Consider the following 12,761-nt stretch of genomic DNA (forward strand, 5'->3'; position numbering starts at 1 on the left):
CCCGCCTCGCGGCGGGCGGCCGGATTCCGGGGCGTCAGCGCTTGAGCACGCTCCGGATGGCGTCGCGGGCTCGGTCCATCAAGGCGGCCGGCGGGCCGAGCAGCATGTTCTTCGCGGCGCTTTCCGTTCCCGGGTGGGGGCGCGTCGGGGCCACGGCCTCGGCCGCCCGCACCGTGTCGGCCATCGCCTCCAGCCGCTTGCTGTCATAGGCCTGGCGCAGCAGCGGGAACTCCGATCGCTCCTCGTGCTCGGCGTGGGCGAGCACGTCGTCCCGGAGCTGGATCAGCAGGGTGTCGAAGCCCTCCGCGTCCGGGCCCATGTCGTCCAATGTGGACAGCAGTTCCTTGGCGCGGTGCTCCTCGCCGATGCGGGCCTCGACGATCGGCTCGCCGCCCTCCTGGCGCCGCACCTCGGGGTGGACCAGTTCCTCCTCCGCGGTCTCGTGGACCGACAGCAGCCGCACGAGGTCGCGGAAGGCGTCCTTGCGCTCATCCCCCTTCGCGCGTTCGACCACGCCGAACAGGCGGCGGATCTCCTGGTGCTGGTCCTCCAGCAACGCGATGACGTCCTTCTTGTCCGTCGACACGGTGACCTCCTTCGCTTCGCCGAGAGGGCTACCCGCGCCGGCGGGGGTTCACTCGCTCAGTGACGAACGCGGACCACGACCTTGCCGACCTGGGCGTTCGACTCCAGGTGCGCGTGCGCCTCGACGATGTCGGCCAGGTCGTCGAACACGCGGTCCACCGCCGGGCGCAGGGTGCCGATGCGCAGGCCGGCGTTGATGAAGTGCTCCGACCGGCGCCGGCGCTCCGGGTTCCGCGCGACGTAGCTGCCGTTGCCGTAGCCGAACAGCGTGACCTGGCGGTCCCAGTTCATCGGCAGCGGGGTGGGTTCACCGGCCATCCAGCCGTAGAGGACGAGCAGCCCGCCGACGGCGGTGGCCTCGACCAGGTCCACCACGCCGGGGCCGCCGACCGGGTCGAACGTCATCGTGGCGCCGTCGCCGCCGGTCAGCGCGCGGACCTCCTTGACCAGGTCCTGCGAGTCGAGCGTGACGACGTGCGCGGCGCCGGCCGCGAGCAGCTGGTCCCGCTTCGCGGCGGTGCGGGTCACCGCGATCGGCACCGCGCCCAGGTGGTTGGCGATCTGGATCGCGGCGATGCCGACCCCGCTCGAGGCGGCGGTGATCAGCACGGTGTCGCCGGGCCGCAGGCCGCCGCGCTCGACCAGCGCGCCGTACGCGGTCTGGTGCGTCAGCCAGACCGACGCGCCGGTGACCTCGTCGACCGTGCGGCGCACCAGGCTCGACACCGGCACCACGACCCGGTCGCCGTACACCCCGTAGTCCCGCATCGAGAACGAGGCGAGGGTGCTGATCTCGGCGCCCTCTGGGAAGCCCTCGGCACCGGTTTCGACCACCCCGGCCGCCTCGTAGCCGATCCGGGACCCCGGCAGGACCGGCTGCTCGTAGTAGGTGCCCGCGCGGAACAGCGCCTCCGCCCGGTTGAGCCCGATCGCGTCCACCCGGATCCGGACCTCGCCGGGGCCGGGCTCGGGCACCGGCCGGTCCTCGACCCGCAGCACCTCGGGCCCGCCGAGCCGGTCGAACAGGACTGCTCTCGCCATCACGTCTCCTCAACGGCGTTCGTTCACTACACGGCGTGTAGTTTCAACACGGCGAATAGTAGACCAACGCCGTACAGTGTCAAGGTGGGTGAAGGGACGACGAGCCGCCGGGAACGGCTGCGGGCGGAGACGGCACGCGAGATCAAGACGATCGCGCTGGAGCTGATGGCCAAGGGTGGGCCGGACGCGATCTCGCTGCGGGCGATCGCGCGTGAGATGGGCATGACGGCCGGCGCGATCTACGGCTACTACCCCACCCGCGACGACCTGATCACCACGCTGATCTCGAACGTCTACGCCTCGCTCGTCGACACCGTCGAGGCCGCGCGGGACGCCGTGCCCGCGGACGACCCGGCCGGGCGGATCCTGGCGTGGGGCCGCGCGTTGCGGTCGTGGTCGCTCGCCAACCCGGAGGGCTTCCGGCTCATCTACGGCGATCCGGTGCCCGGCTACCGCGCCCCCGAAGGCGGCGCCGCGGCGGACGCCGAGCGCCGGGCGTGCGCCCTGCTGACCGAGCTGATCGCCGGGGCCTGGCCGGCGGTCCAGGCCCCGGACGAGTTCACCTGGGAGGACTTCGGCCCCTCCCTGGTCCAGCACATGCGCGAGGAGTTCCCCGGGCTGCCGCCCGCCGTGCTGGCCCTGTCGCTGCGCACGTGGGGCCGGATGCACGGCCTGATCTCGCTGGAGGTCTACGGGCACCTCGGCCCGCAGGTCACCGACCCGGCGAAGCTGTACGAGTCGGAGTTGCGGGCCCTGCTGCGGTCACTGGGCCTGTGACCCGCCGTCCGCCCTTCACCCACCGCAGGGAACCGAGCTTGCGGGCCTCGCGGACGTATCTTCAGCACACCGAGCTCGCAGGTCAGCTCCTTGTAGGCCGCGCCGAGGCGGCCGCCGACGTGGAAGTTCTGCGCGGTGTCGTCCTTGCGGGCGAACTGCCGCACGGCGGCGTGCCTGCCGAGGCTGACGCACGACCCGACCAGACCCACGTCGAGCACCGGCGGTTCGGTGCCGGCGATGCGGCTCAACACGGTGTCGGCGGCCTGCGCGCCGAGCGGCCCGGCGACCTGACAGCTCATCCGGAGCTCGCGGCCGCGAGTGGGCTGCGCACCGACGACCTCGGCCGTCTGCTCACCGACGAGCCGCGCTCCAGATCGTCAGCGCGCTCGGCCGCGTCGTGCCGTCGGCGAAGACGACCGCGTCCGGCCGGACGTCGGCGACCTTGACGGTCTCGGCCACCGCGACCCCGTGCCGGGACAGCCACTTGGCGATGTACCGGCGGCCGCCCACGCTCAACGAAGGCGCCAGCGTCCCGCCGCACACCAGGGTGACCCGGCGTCCCCGTTCGGCCAGCTCGGCGGCGGTCTCGATGCCGGTCAGCCCGCCGCCGACCACCGTGACCGGCGCTTCCGGGAGCAGCGCCGCCAGCTCGTCACGCAGCCGCCGCGCGGACTCCAGTTCGGCGATCGGGACGGCGAATTCGGCCGCCCCGGGCACCGCGGGCGCCGCCGCGGTGCTGCCGACCGCGTAGACCACGTAGTCGTAGCCCAGCTCGCGGCCCGAGGCCAGCCGCACGGCGCGAGCGGCGGTGTGCGTGGCGGTGTCGACGACCAGGTGGACGCCGTCGTCGAGCATCGTGCCGTAGTCCACTGTGGCCTCTCCGGTGCCCGCGACGAACTGGTGCAGCCGGACGCGGTCGACGAACGCCGGACGGGGGTTGACCAGCGTGACGTCCACGTCGTCGCGCATGCGCAGGCGGTTGGCCGCGAGGGCGCCGGCATACCGGCTGCTCGGTTCGCTGGCCGAGGCCGAGGACGTGGTCCAGGAGACCTACGCCCACTGGTACGCCATGTCCCGCGACGAGCAGGCCGCCATCGCCTCACCCGGCGCCTGGCTGACGAAGGTCGCCGGCCGCCTGTGCCTCAACGTGCTGTCCTCGGCCCGTGCACGGCGGGAAACCTATGTGGGGGAATGGATTCCCGAGCCGGTGCCGGACAGTTCGGAGTGGCGCCCGGCCGACCCGGCCGACCGGGTGACGCTCGACGAGTCGGTCAGCATGGCGTTCCTCGTGGTGCTCGACTCGATGACGCCGGCCGAGCGCGTCGCGTTCATCCTGCACGACGTCTTCCGCTATCCCTTCGCCGAGATCGTCGGCCGCACTCCGGCGGCGTGCCGCCAGCTGGCCTCGTCGGCGCGCCGCCGGGTTCGCGACGCGCAGGCCCCGGCCACGCCGGTCTCGCGGCAGGCCCAGGTCGTCCGGGACTTCAAACGGGCCTGGGAAGCGCGGGACATCGAGGCCCTCCTCGGCGTGCTCGCCCCCGACGCCACGGCGACCAGCGACGGCGGCGGCCTGGGTCAGCACGGTGCTCCACCCGGTCGAGGGCGCCGAACGGATCCTGAGCGCGCTGAGCCGCCTCGAACACCGGTTCCGCGGGCACACGCTCCTGGAGCGCACCGTCAACGGCCAGCCGGGCCTGATCGCGCAGGAGGACGGTGCCACCGTTTCGATGTACGCGTTCGAGATCGCAGGCGGGAAGATCCAGCGCATCTGGGCGGTGCGCAACCCGGAGAAGCTGCGTGCGTGGAGCGCCGGTGCGACCGACCTGCCGCGGCGGTCACCGCACCCGCGCACCCGCCAACCACACCCCCACCGGACGCGCCAACGCCGTGACGTCCCTCAACGGATCGCCATCCACCAACAGCAGGTCCGCGTCAAAACCCGGCCGGATACGGCCCTTGCGATCCAGCCCCGCGACCTCCGCCGCCACCGACGTCGCCGAAGCGAGCGCCGCTTCCGCCGGGATTCCGCCGTCCACCAGCCACTCCACCGATGTCGCGAGCATGCCGTGCGGCTTGCCCGGCGAAATACCCGAGTCGCCGCCGGAGACGATTCGCACTCCGGCGTCCGCCATCCGCACGACTTGGCCGATCCGGTCGCGGATCGTGGATCCCGTCCGTTCCAGGAACTCACGCAACGCGGGCGGCGGCGTCATCTCGCCGACCGCCCCGAGCGTCGGGCACACGGTGATCCCGCGCGCGGCGATCGCGGCGGCCAGCTCGTCGCTCATCCGGATGCCCTCGGGCGTGAAGCAGCTGCAGTGCTCGATCCCGTCCACGCCCGCGGCCACCGCCTGCTCCACCGAGGGCGTGCCGTGCGCGTGCGCGGTCACCGGCAGCCCGGCCGCGTGGGCCTCCTCGACGATCAGCCGCAGCTCGTCGAGGGTGAACTGGCAGGCCATGATGTCGGTGCCCGGCGTCATGCCGCCACCGCTGGCCATCACCTTGACGACGTCCACGCCACGCTCGGCCCGCTCGGCGACGGCCGCGCGCAGGCCGTCGGCGCCGCTCGCCTCGCCGCCCATGTTCCAGCAGTGCCCGCGGGGACTGGTGATCGGCGGCCCCGCGGCGAGGATCGACGGCAGGCCGGGACGGCCGCGCCAGCGCAGCGTGGCGTACCGGCGATCGCCGAGGTCGCGCACGCTGGTGACCCCGGCGGCCAGCTGCGTGCGCAACGCCCGCTCGATCACGTCGTCCAGCTCGTCCTCGGAGTAGTCCGCGAGCCGGTCCAGCGCGCCGAACCCGCCGTCGCCGCAGAGGTGGGTGTGCATGTCGATCAGGCCGGGCAGCAACGTGCCCGGCGAGTCGACGACCGGCCAGTCCGGCACCGGGCCGCCGAGCCGCGCGATGGCGCCGTCCTGGACGAGAACCGGCAGGTCGCGGTGGGTGCGCTCGCCGTCGAAGACCTGGGCGGCGCGGATCACGAAGGCGTTCACCACCGTGAAGTCGCTTCCCCGGCCGCCGGCGTGACAAGATCCCCTCGGTCCACACGACGGAGTGTGCCGGAAGGACGGTCATGAAGCGATCGCTGCTCGCCCTGCTGGTCCTCGTGGGCGCGGTGCTGGCGCCCGCGTCCGCCACCGCCGCGGACGGCCCCGCGCTGCGGGTCCCCGAGTCCGCGCTCGACGCGGCGCTGGTGTGTTCTGGGGACGTCCGCGGGTCCGGGCACAACCCGATCCTGCTGATCGCCGGGACGACGCTGACGCCGGAGGTCTTCGCCTGGAACTACGGGCCCGCCCTGACCGCGCTGGGCCGTCCGTTCTGCACGGTCGCCCTGCCGGACAACGGGATGGCCGACATCCAGGTCGCCGCCGAGTACGTCGTGCACGCGATTCGCGCGGTCAGCGCCGCGGCCGGGCGCGACGTGGACATCGTCGGGCACAGCCAGGGCGGCATGGTCCCGCGCTGGGCGCTCAAGTACTGGCCGGACACGCGCTCGCGGGTGGGCGACGTGGTCGGGCTGGCGCCGTCGAACCACGGCACGGTCGTCGCTTCGGCCGTCTGCCTGCCGGGCTGCGCGCCCGCGTTCTGGCAGCAGCGCACCGGATCGGCGTTCCTGACCGCGCTGAACAGCGGCGCGGAAACCTGGGCGGGCATCGACTACACGAACGTCTACACGGTGCTGGACGAGGTGGTCGCGCCCAACCTGAACGACTACGGCAGCAGCTCGCTGCACACCGGGCAGGGGCGGATCAGCAACGTCGGCCTGCAGGAGGTGTGTCCCGCGCACGTGGCCGACCACCTGACCACCGGCACCACCGACGGGGTCGCGTTCGCGCTGGTGGTGGACGCCCTCACGCACGACGGCCCGGCCGACCCCGCGCGGCTGCCCGCGGACGTCTGCACGCGCCTGCTGATGCCCGGCGTGGACCCGCTGCACCTCGCCGTCGACGAGGTGCAGATGGCCACGGTGGTGGCGACGCAGGTCGCGCTGTACCCGCACGTGCCGGCGGAACCCGAACTGGCCGGCTACGCCCGCTGAGCCGGCTCATCGCCCGTCGATGTTCGAGCTCCTGGAGCGGATCTGGCTTCGCCCACGGGGAGGCCGCGCGGCACATCGCGAAGCGTCCGCGGCTGCGCGGGAACGGGGCAGCGCGGCCTCCCTGCGGCGAATCCCTCGGCGACGAGCTGGCCGGCTCCCCGGGCCTGGTGCGCGCCGCCGACCTGACCACCAAGGCCGCGACGGGCGCGCCCACCGCGGGGCGGGTGATGTACGCCGGGCTGCGCGCGCGGTGCCGGGTGATCCGGTCGCCCGGCTGTGGCATTTCCCCCGCCGAGCTCGATGAGCTGATCGCCGAGCTCGAACCGATCACCGCGAGGCTGGTGGCCGCCGGATCGCGCTGACGAATTCTCGCCCGAGCCAGGCCGAGTCAAGCGCCGAGCGTGTCGATCTGGGTCGACAGGATCGCGGCCTGCTCATCCAGCTCACGGTCCTCCGGCTGCTCCCCCACCCGCTGCCGCAGCGTCTCGCGCTCGATGACCGTCATCGCGCCCTCGTGGCGGGGCAGCTCCTCGGCAGGCAGCACCGCGAGGCTGCCCTCCTGCAGGACCAGCTGCGCGCCGTTCCCGGCGTCCAGCAGCGCCTTCAGATCACCCGCGGTCACGTTCATCGGGCCTCCCTTCGTCGGCCCCCGGCTACCCGCTCCGCCGCCCAGTCAAGCGTTGCACCCGCAGCGCGAGCTGGATCTCCAGCGCCCGCCCCGGCTCCTGCCAGTCGTCGCCGAGCAGGGTCGCTATCCGGTCCAGCCGCTGCACCACCGTGTTGACGTGCACGTGCAGCGCCTCCTTCGCCCGCGTCAGGTTGCCGCCCGCCGCGAAGTACGCGTGCAGCGTTCCGGTCAGGTCCGTGCCGCGCCGCTCGTCGTAGTCGAGCACCGGGCCGAGCGTGCGTCGCACGAAACCGGTCAGGTCGCCGCGCTCGCCGAGCAGCACCCCGAGGAACCCGAGCCCGCCCGCGGACGCGCCCTCGCCGGACCGGCCCAGCGCCAGCAACGCCCGCAGGCACCGGACCGCCTCCGCGTGCGCCGCGGCGATCGCCGCCGGGCCACGCGCCGGGCCGGCCGCGCCGACCGTCACCGGCGTGTCCGTCGCCGCGGTCAGCGCCTCCGCGATCCGCGCGGCCACCGCGTCCGGGTCGCCGCGGACCAGCAGCACGACCTCCTCCGCGTGGATGCCGGCGAGCGCCGCGTGCCGGGCCGCGGCCACCGCCAGCCGCGCCCGGGACACCGACTCGGCGTGCGCGACCAGAACCGCGTGCGGTTCCGCCAGGTCAACGCCCAGCCGTTCGGCGCGCGCGAGCAACGCGCCCGGGTTGCGGTCCGGCGCGGTGAGGAGGTCGGTCAGCAGCTCGCCGCGGACCTCGTCCTCCGCCTTCGCCACCGACCGGCGCAACAGCAGCAGCAACGCGGTCACCACGGCGGCCCGCTCGAACAGCCGCCGGTCGGCGTCGAGCAGCGCGTCCCGCCCGGCGAGCACCATGCTGCCGAGCAGCTCCGGCCCCGCCTGCACGGCGCACACCAGCGACCCGTCGCCCGAAACCGACCGCCCGGTGCTCCGCGACAGCGCCACCACCTCCGGATCCGGCGCGGGCGGGGCGATCCCGGCGTGCGCCAGCTCCTCGCCCGCCGCGTCGAACAGGCCGATCGAGCCGCGCAGGACGTCGGCCACCGCGGCGGCCACCTCCGGCACGTCCCCGCCGCGCAGCACCAGGTCCATGAGCCGGTCGTGCGCCTCCTCGGCGCGGTGCATCGCCGCGGAGTGCGAGCTGATCTCGTCCAGTAGCCGGGCGTTGTCCAGCGCGATGACCGCGTGGTCGGCCAGCGAGGACAGCAGTGCGACTTCGTCCGGGGTGAACTCGCGGGGCGTGCGGTCGGACGCGTAAAGCACGCCGATCACCGTGCCGCCCAGTGACAGCGGGACGCCGAGGATGCCGGCCAGGCCCTCGTCGCGCACCGCGTCGTCGATCGGTTTGGTGTGCAGGAACCGCTCGTCCCGGAAGTAGTCCGGGGTCGCGTACGGGCGCGCGCTCTGCGCGACCAGGCCGCCCAGCCCCTCGCCCATGCCCAGGATGACTTCCTTGAACAGGGGCGACACGCACCCGTCGGTGACGCGCATGTAGGTGCGGCCGGCGGTTTCGTCGTTGAGGCTGAGATAGGAGACGTCCGCGCCGAGCAGCGTCCGGGCCCGCCGCACGATCGACCGCAGCACGGCGTCCGGGTCGCGCAGGCGGGCCAGGTCGCTGGCCGTGTCGAACAACGCGGTCAACTCGGCTTCGCGGCGGCGGTGCGCGGTGAGGGTGGCGTGGATGCGCAGCGCCAGCTCGGTGGCCTTGGGGTGCGCGGCGCCGGCGTGCGCCAGCTGCTCGCTGCTCGCCCCGCCGGCGAGCAGGTCGAGCAGCCGGAGCACGTCGTCGTCCACGCCGATCATCGTCTCATCGCGCGGCCGGTTGCGGGGCGGCCGCGGGCTCCTCGTCGTGCAGCGAGCTGCCCGCGGTCTCCTTCGCGCTGGTCACCGCGATCACGGTGAGCACGCACATCGCCACCACGTACAGCGAAACCGCCAGCGTGCCGCCGAACTCCTTGAACAACGCGACCGCGACGATCGGCGCCAGCGCGCCGGCGGCGATCGAGGACAGCTGCCCGCCGATCGACAGGCCGGTGTAGCGGACGCGCGTCGGGAACTGCTCGGCGAAGAACGCCGCCTGCGGGCCGTACATCGCGCCGTGCAGCACCAGGCCGATCGTCGCGGCGAGGATGATCATCCCGGACGAGCGGGTGTCCATCAGCGCGAAGAACGCGAACGCCCAGCCTGCCATGGCGACGGCGCCGAACAGGTACACCGGGCGGCGGCCGATCCGGTCGGACAGCGCGCCCCACAGCGGGATCGTCACGAAGTGGATCGCCGACCCGATGAGCACCGCGTTGAGCCCGGCCGACTTGCTGAGCCCCAGCGGACCGGTGACGTAGACCAGGATGAACGCGGTCAGCACGTAGTAGGACACGTTCTCGGCCATGCGGGCGCCGATCGTGATGAGCACCCGGCGCCACGCGCCGCGGAAGACCTCCACCGCCGGGGCGCGGTGCTGCTCGCCGCGCTGACGGGCCTTCTCCTGCGCGGCCAGGAACACCGGCGACTCGGTGACGGTGAGCCGGATCCACAGGCCGATGATCACCAGCACGCCGGAGAGCAGGAACGGGATGCGCCAGCCCCACGAGGTGAACGCGGCGTCGGACTGCACCGCGGCGAGGATCGCGAGCACCGCGGTGGCCAGCAGGTTCCCGCCCGGCGCGCCGCACTGCGGCCAGGATGCCCAGAACCCGCGGCGGCGGTCGTCACCGTGCTCGGACACGATGAGCACCGCGCCGCCCCACTCGCCGCCGAGCGCGAAGCCCTGCACCAGCCGCAGCGCCGTGAGCAGCAGCGGCGCGGCCACGCCGACCGCCGCGTAGGTCGGCAGCAGGCCCATCGCGCAGGTCGAGCCGCCCATCAGCAGCAGGCTGAACACCAGCAGCTTCTTGCGGCCGACGCGGTCGCCGAAGTGGCCGAACACCAGGCCGCCGAGCGGCCGGGCGAGGAAGCCGATCGCGTAGGTGGCGAACGAGAGCAGGGTCCCGGTCAGCGGATCGCTGCCGGGGAAGAAGAGCTTGTTGAAGACCAGTGCCGCGGCCGATCCGTAGAGGAAGAAGTCGTACCACTCGATGGTGGTGCCGATGAGGCTCGCACCGACCACTTTCGCGATCGAGCGGTTCTCGCTGCGGGGCATGGGGCAACACTCCTTTGTGCCGTGGCGGAAACTCAGGCGGCGGTCCAGCCGCCGTCGAGGGGCAGGGAAATCCCAGTGATGTGGCCGGACGCGGGGCCGCACAGCCAGCGCACGGCGTCGGCGACCTCGGCCGGGCCGATCAGCCGCTTGATGGCGGCGCGTCCCAGCAGGACCTCGCCGAGGATCTCGTCTTCGGGGCGTCCGTGCGCGGCGGCCTGGTCGGCGATCTGGTCACGCACCAGCGGGGTGTCCACGTAGCCCGGGCTGACGCAGTTGCTGGTCACCCCGTGCGGCGCGCCCTCCAGGGCAGCCACTTTGGACAGTCCCTCGAGCGCGTGCTTCGCGGACACGTAGGCGGACTTGAAAGCGCTTGCGCGCAGCCCGTGCACGCTGGAGACGTTCACGATCCGGCCCCAGCCCTGCGCGTACATGTGCGGCAGGACCCGGCGGATCAGCAGGAACGGCGCGGTCACCATCACCTGGTGCATGCGGGTGAACACGTCCGGCGGGAACTCGGTCAGCGGCGCGACGTGCTGGAAGCCGGCGTTGTTGACGAGGATGTCGGCGTCGGCGGGCAGGGTGTCGACGGCGGCGGGGTCCGCGAGGTCAGCGGTGTGCGCCCAGCCGCCGGTCTCGTCGGCGACGCGCGCGGCCGCGTCCGCGTTGATGTCCACCACGTGCACCTTCGCCCCGGCCTCGGCCAGGGCGTGCGCGCAGGCGCGCCCGATCCCGCTGCCGGCGCCGGTCACCAGCGCGACGCGCCCGTCCCAATAGCCACTCATGGCGACAGACGGTAAGCGGCCCGGAGCGGGTTGCCTATGTGTTCCATCGCCACAAGTTCCCGGGGTTTTGTAGTGTCTGGTGCCACCCGGAATAGGTGACGTCCGGGGCGTGTTGGACCGGCTATGGCGACGGTAACGCTGACCAAGGACAACTTCGAAGAGGTCGTCAACTCCGACGGCATGGTGCTCGTCGACTTCTGGGCGGCCTGGTGCGGGCCGTGCCGGATGTTCGCGCCCGTGTTCGAGGGTGCGGCCGACCGGCACGACGACATCGTGTTCGGCAAGGTCGACACCGAGGACCAGACCGAGCTGGCGCAGGCCTTCGGCATCCAGTCGATCCCGACGCTGATGGCGGTGCGGGACGGCGTCGTGCTCTACGCCCAGCCGGGCGCGCTGCCCGAGCAGAGCCTGGAGGAGCTGATCGGCAAGCTGCGCGAGGTCGACATGGACCAGGTGCGCGAGGAGATCGCGAAGCAGCAGCAGGCCGAATGACGGTTTGCCGGTGGTCGCCGGCGAGCCGATGATGGAGGCATGACGTCCCGGGGGTTCGACGCGGTAGCCGACGAGCTGTACGCGCTGCCCCGGGACGAGTTCACACCCGCCCGCACGGAGCGGGCCAAAGAGGCGAAGGGCCGCGACCCCGAGCTCGCCAAGCGCATCACGCAGCTGCGCAAACCGACCGTCGCCGCGTGGCTGGTGAACCAGGTGAGCCGGCGGCACCCGGACGAGATCGGGCAGCTCGCTGATCTCGGCGCGCGGTTGCGCACCGCGCACCAGAAGCTGGCCGGCGACGAGCTGCGCACGTTGTCGCGGCAGCGCAACGAGTTGATCCGGCGGTTGAGCGGACGGGCGGGTGGCGTCGCCGGCGAGGCGGGCGTCCCCTACAGCGACGTCGCGATGCGCCAGGTGGAGGACACGTTCGAGGCGGCGGTGTCCGATCCGGACGCGGCGGCGGAAGTGGCGGCGGGACGGCTTTCCGCGGCGCTGGAACCGTCCTCTTCGGAGGATTGGCTGGCGGCCGCACTGGCCGCTTCGCCGAAACGCAAGGCGGCGCCCAAGCCGGCCCCGAAACCGGCGAAACAGGACCCGGAAGCCGAGCGGCGGCAGGCCGCGCTCGAAGAGGCCCGCACGAAGGCCGACGAGGCGGAGGCCGCCCGCGACGAGGCTCAGCAGGCGCTCGACGAGGTCACCGCCCGGGCCGAAAAGGCCGCCGCGCGGGTGGCCGAGCTGCGCTCACAACTGGACGACGCGACCCGCGAAGAACGCGCGGTGCGCAAGGAACTCACGGCCGCCCGCAAGGCCGCGACCGTGGCGGACAAGACCGCCGACGAGGCGCGGAGGCAGGTGGCCGAGATGGAGTCGTTCGGCAAGCGGTCGAAGCGCTGAGGCGCAACACCACGGTTACCGTCCGGCTCAGCAGCGCCGCCACTCAGTTGACGAACACCTCGCCGCACCGGGCGATCAGCAGGCGGAGATTACCGCCCCACCGGCCGCCGCGCCGTGAGCACGCCCCCGGGCAGCATCGCCACCACGAACTCGGCCGCCCTACTTGCCTGCTCCAGCGCCCAGGCCACCCCACCACACCGGGCGATCAGCAGGCGGAGGCCGCCGCCTCACCGGCCGCCGCGCCGTGAGCACGCCCCCGGGGAGCAGCGCCGCCAGGAACTCGGCCGCCCTACTTGCCTGCTCCAGCGCCCAGGCCACCCCACCACACCGGGCGATCAGCAGGCGGAGGCCGCCGCCTCACCGGCCGCCGC

14 protein-coding genes and 1 pseudogene are annotated in these 12,761 nt (G+C 73.1%); 6 read left to right on the plus strand and 9 right to left on the minus strand.

Annotated features, from left to right (window positions below; all coding sequences use genetic code 11):
* Positions 1–34 precede the first annotated feature (34 nt).
* Together ABZ215_RS40780 and ABZ215_RS40785 are read right to left on the minus strand one after the other, a co-directional pair.
* Entirely contained in the window at positions 35–586 is a 552-nt protein-coding gene (locus tag ABZ215_RS40780) for a hemerythrin domain-containing protein (protein WP_020417695.1), read from the minus strand.
* Positions 587–642: 56 nt separating this feature from the next.
* On the minus strand, positions 643–1,626 hold the full coding sequence (locus tag ABZ215_RS40785) for a zinc-dependent alcohol dehydrogenase family protein (RefSeq protein WP_354956098.1): 984 nt from the start codon (positions 1,624–1,626) through the stop codon (positions 643–645).
* An 84-nt stretch (positions 1,627–1,710) separates the two neighbouring features.
* On the opposite strand from ABZ215_RS40785, the gene ABZ215_RS40790 reads away from it, so the two are divergent.
* Entirely contained in the window at positions 1,711–2,403 is a 693-nt protein-coding gene (locus tag ABZ215_RS40790) for a TetR/AcrR family transcriptional regulator (RefSeq protein WP_354956100.1), read from the plus strand.
* Here ABZ215_RS40790 and ABZ215_RS40795 read toward each other — a convergent pair.
* Complete coding sequence (locus ABZ215_RS40795; RefSeq protein ID WP_354956102.1) at positions 2,316–2,702, minus strand: hypothetical protein; 387 nt, start codon at positions 2,700–2,702, stop codon at positions 2,316–2,318. The genes ABZ215_RS40790 and ABZ215_RS40795 overlap by 88 nt on opposite strands.
* Before the next feature lie 52 nt (positions 2,703–2,754).
* Positions 2,755–3,372: an FAD-dependent oxidoreductase gene (locus ABZ215_RS40800; protein ID WP_354956104.1), complete on the minus strand. Its 618-nt coding sequence runs from the start codon at positions 3,370–3,372 to the stop codon at positions 2,755–2,757.
* Here ABZ215_RS40800 and sigJ point away from each other — a divergent pair.
* A pseudogene (gene sigJ, locus ABZ215_RS40805) lies at positions 3,371–4,211 on the plus strand (RNA polymerase sigma factor SigJ); the annotation flags it as partial. The gene ABZ215_RS40800 and the pseudogene sigJ sit on opposite strands and share 2 nt — an antisense overlap.
* A gap of 27 nt (positions 4,212–4,238) precedes the next feature.
* Here sigJ and ABZ215_RS40810 read toward each other — a convergent pair.
* Positions 4,239–5,399: an amidohydrolase family protein gene (locus tag ABZ215_RS40810; RefSeq protein ID WP_354956106.1), complete on the minus strand. Its 1,161-nt coding sequence runs from the start codon at positions 5,397–5,399 to the stop codon at positions 4,239–4,241.
* A gap of 77 nt (positions 5,400–5,476) precedes the next feature.
* Between ABZ215_RS40810 and ABZ215_RS40815 the strand changes: the two genes are divergently transcribed.
* Both ABZ215_RS40815 and ABZ215_RS40820 read left to right on the plus strand, forming a co-directional pair.
* Positions 5,477–6,442, plus strand: a complete 966-nt coding sequence (locus tag ABZ215_RS40815) for a lipase (protein ID WP_354956110.1) — start codon at positions 5,477–5,479, stop codon at positions 6,440–6,442.
* A 167-nt stretch (positions 6,443–6,609) separates the two neighbouring features.
* The gene (locus tag ABZ215_RS40820; protein ID WP_354956112.1) at positions 6,610–6,804 is read left to right on the plus strand and encodes a hypothetical protein; all 195 of its coding nucleotides are present in this window, start codon (positions 6,610–6,612) and stop codon (positions 6,802–6,804) included.
* A 26-nt stretch (positions 6,805–6,830) separates the two neighbouring features.
* On the opposite strand, the gene ABZ215_RS40825 is transcribed toward ABZ215_RS40820, so the two are convergent.
* The 4 genes from ABZ215_RS40825 to ABZ215_RS40840 are packed head-to-tail and all read right to left on the minus strand — an operon-like array spanning position 6,831 to position 11,004.
* Entirely contained in the window at positions 6,831–7,070 is a 240-nt protein-coding gene (locus tag ABZ215_RS40825; protein ID WP_020417689.1) for a hypothetical protein, read from the minus strand.
* Positions 7,071–7,095: 25 nt separating this feature from the next.
* Positions 7,096–8,886, minus strand: coding sequence for a GAF domain-containing protein (locus ABZ215_RS40830; protein WP_020417688.1), 1,791 nt, complete (start codon positions 8,884–8,886; stop codon positions 7,096–7,098).
* Positions 8,887–8,890: 4 nt separating this feature from the next.
* Positions 8,891–10,222, minus strand: a complete 1,332-nt coding sequence (locus ABZ215_RS40835) for an MFS transporter (RefSeq protein WP_354956115.1) — start codon at positions 10,220–10,222, stop codon at positions 8,891–8,893.
* 32 nt (positions 10,223–10,254) lie between these two features.
* Positions 10,255–11,004 (minus strand): 3-hydroxybutyrate dehydrogenase, encoded by a 750-nt coding sequence (locus tag ABZ215_RS40840; RefSeq protein WP_354956117.1) that lies wholly within the window; start codon positions 11,002–11,004, stop codon positions 10,255–10,257.
* Positions 11,005–11,127: 123 nt separating this feature from the next.
* Here ABZ215_RS40840 and trxA point away from each other — a divergent pair, with 123 nt between their 5' ends.
* Together trxA and ABZ215_RS40850 are read left to right on the plus strand one after the other, a co-directional pair.
* Positions 11,128–11,496 carry a thioredoxin gene (gene trxA / locus ABZ215_RS40845; protein WP_020417685.1) on the plus strand — a complete coding sequence of 123 codons (369 nt, stop codon included), beginning with the start codon at positions 11,128–11,130 and terminating at the stop codon, positions 11,494–11,496.
* Between the two features lie 39 nt (positions 11,497–11,535).
* Positions 11,536–12,390, plus strand: coding sequence for a hypothetical protein (locus tag ABZ215_RS40850; RefSeq protein ID WP_354956119.1), 855 nt, complete (start codon positions 11,536–11,538; stop codon positions 12,388–12,390).
* Positions 12,391–12,761 lie beyond the last annotated feature (371 nt).

It is taken from the genome of Amycolatopsis sp. NPDC006131 (assembly GCF_040614175.1).
In the GTDB taxonomy this organism is placed as follows: domain Bacteria; phylum Actinomycetota; class Actinomycetes; order Mycobacteriales; family Pseudonocardiaceae; genus Amycolatopsis_E; species Amycolatopsis_E tucumanensis.

Coding starts and splice junctions, on each gene's coding strand:
- ABZ215_RS40795 (WP_354956102.1), bottom strand. CDS start 2,702: ATGAGCTGTCAGGTCGCCGGGCCGCTCGGCGCGCAGGCCGCCGACACC.
- ABZ215_RS40840 (WP_354956117.1), bottom strand. CDS start 11,004: ATGAGTGGCTATTGGGACGGGCGCGTCGCGCTGGTGACCGGCGCCGGC.
- ABZ215_RS40785 (WP_354956098.1), bottom strand. CDS start 1,626: ATGGCGAGAGCAGTCCTGTTCGACCGGCTCGGCGGGCCCGAGGTGCTG.
- ABZ215_RS40815 (WP_354956110.1), top strand. CDS start 5,477: ATGAAGCGATCGCTGCTCGCCCTGCTGGTCCTCGTGGGCGCGGTGCTG.
- trxA (WP_020417685.1), top strand. CDS start 11,128: ATGGCGACGGTAACGCTGACCAAGGACAACTTCGAAGAGGTCGTCAAC.
- ABZ215_RS40835 (WP_354956115.1), bottom strand. CDS start 10,222: ATGCCCCGCAGCGAGAACCGCTCGATCGCGAAAGTGGTCGGTGCGAGC.
- ABZ215_RS40830 (WP_020417688.1), bottom strand. CDS start 8,886: ATGATCGGCGTGGACGACGACGTGCTCCGGCTGCTCGACCTGCTCGCC.
- ABZ215_RS40825 (WP_020417689.1), bottom strand. CDS start 7,070: ATGAACGTGACCGCGGGTGATCTGAAGGCGCTGCTGGACGCCGGGAAC.
- ABZ215_RS40850 (WP_354956119.1), top strand. CDS start 11,536: ATGACGTCCCGGGGGTTCGACGCGGTAGCCGACGAGCTGTACGCGCTG.
- ABZ215_RS40800 (WP_354956104.1), bottom strand. CDS start 3,372: ATGCGCGACGACGTGGACGTCACGCTGGTCAACCCCCGTCCGGCGTTC.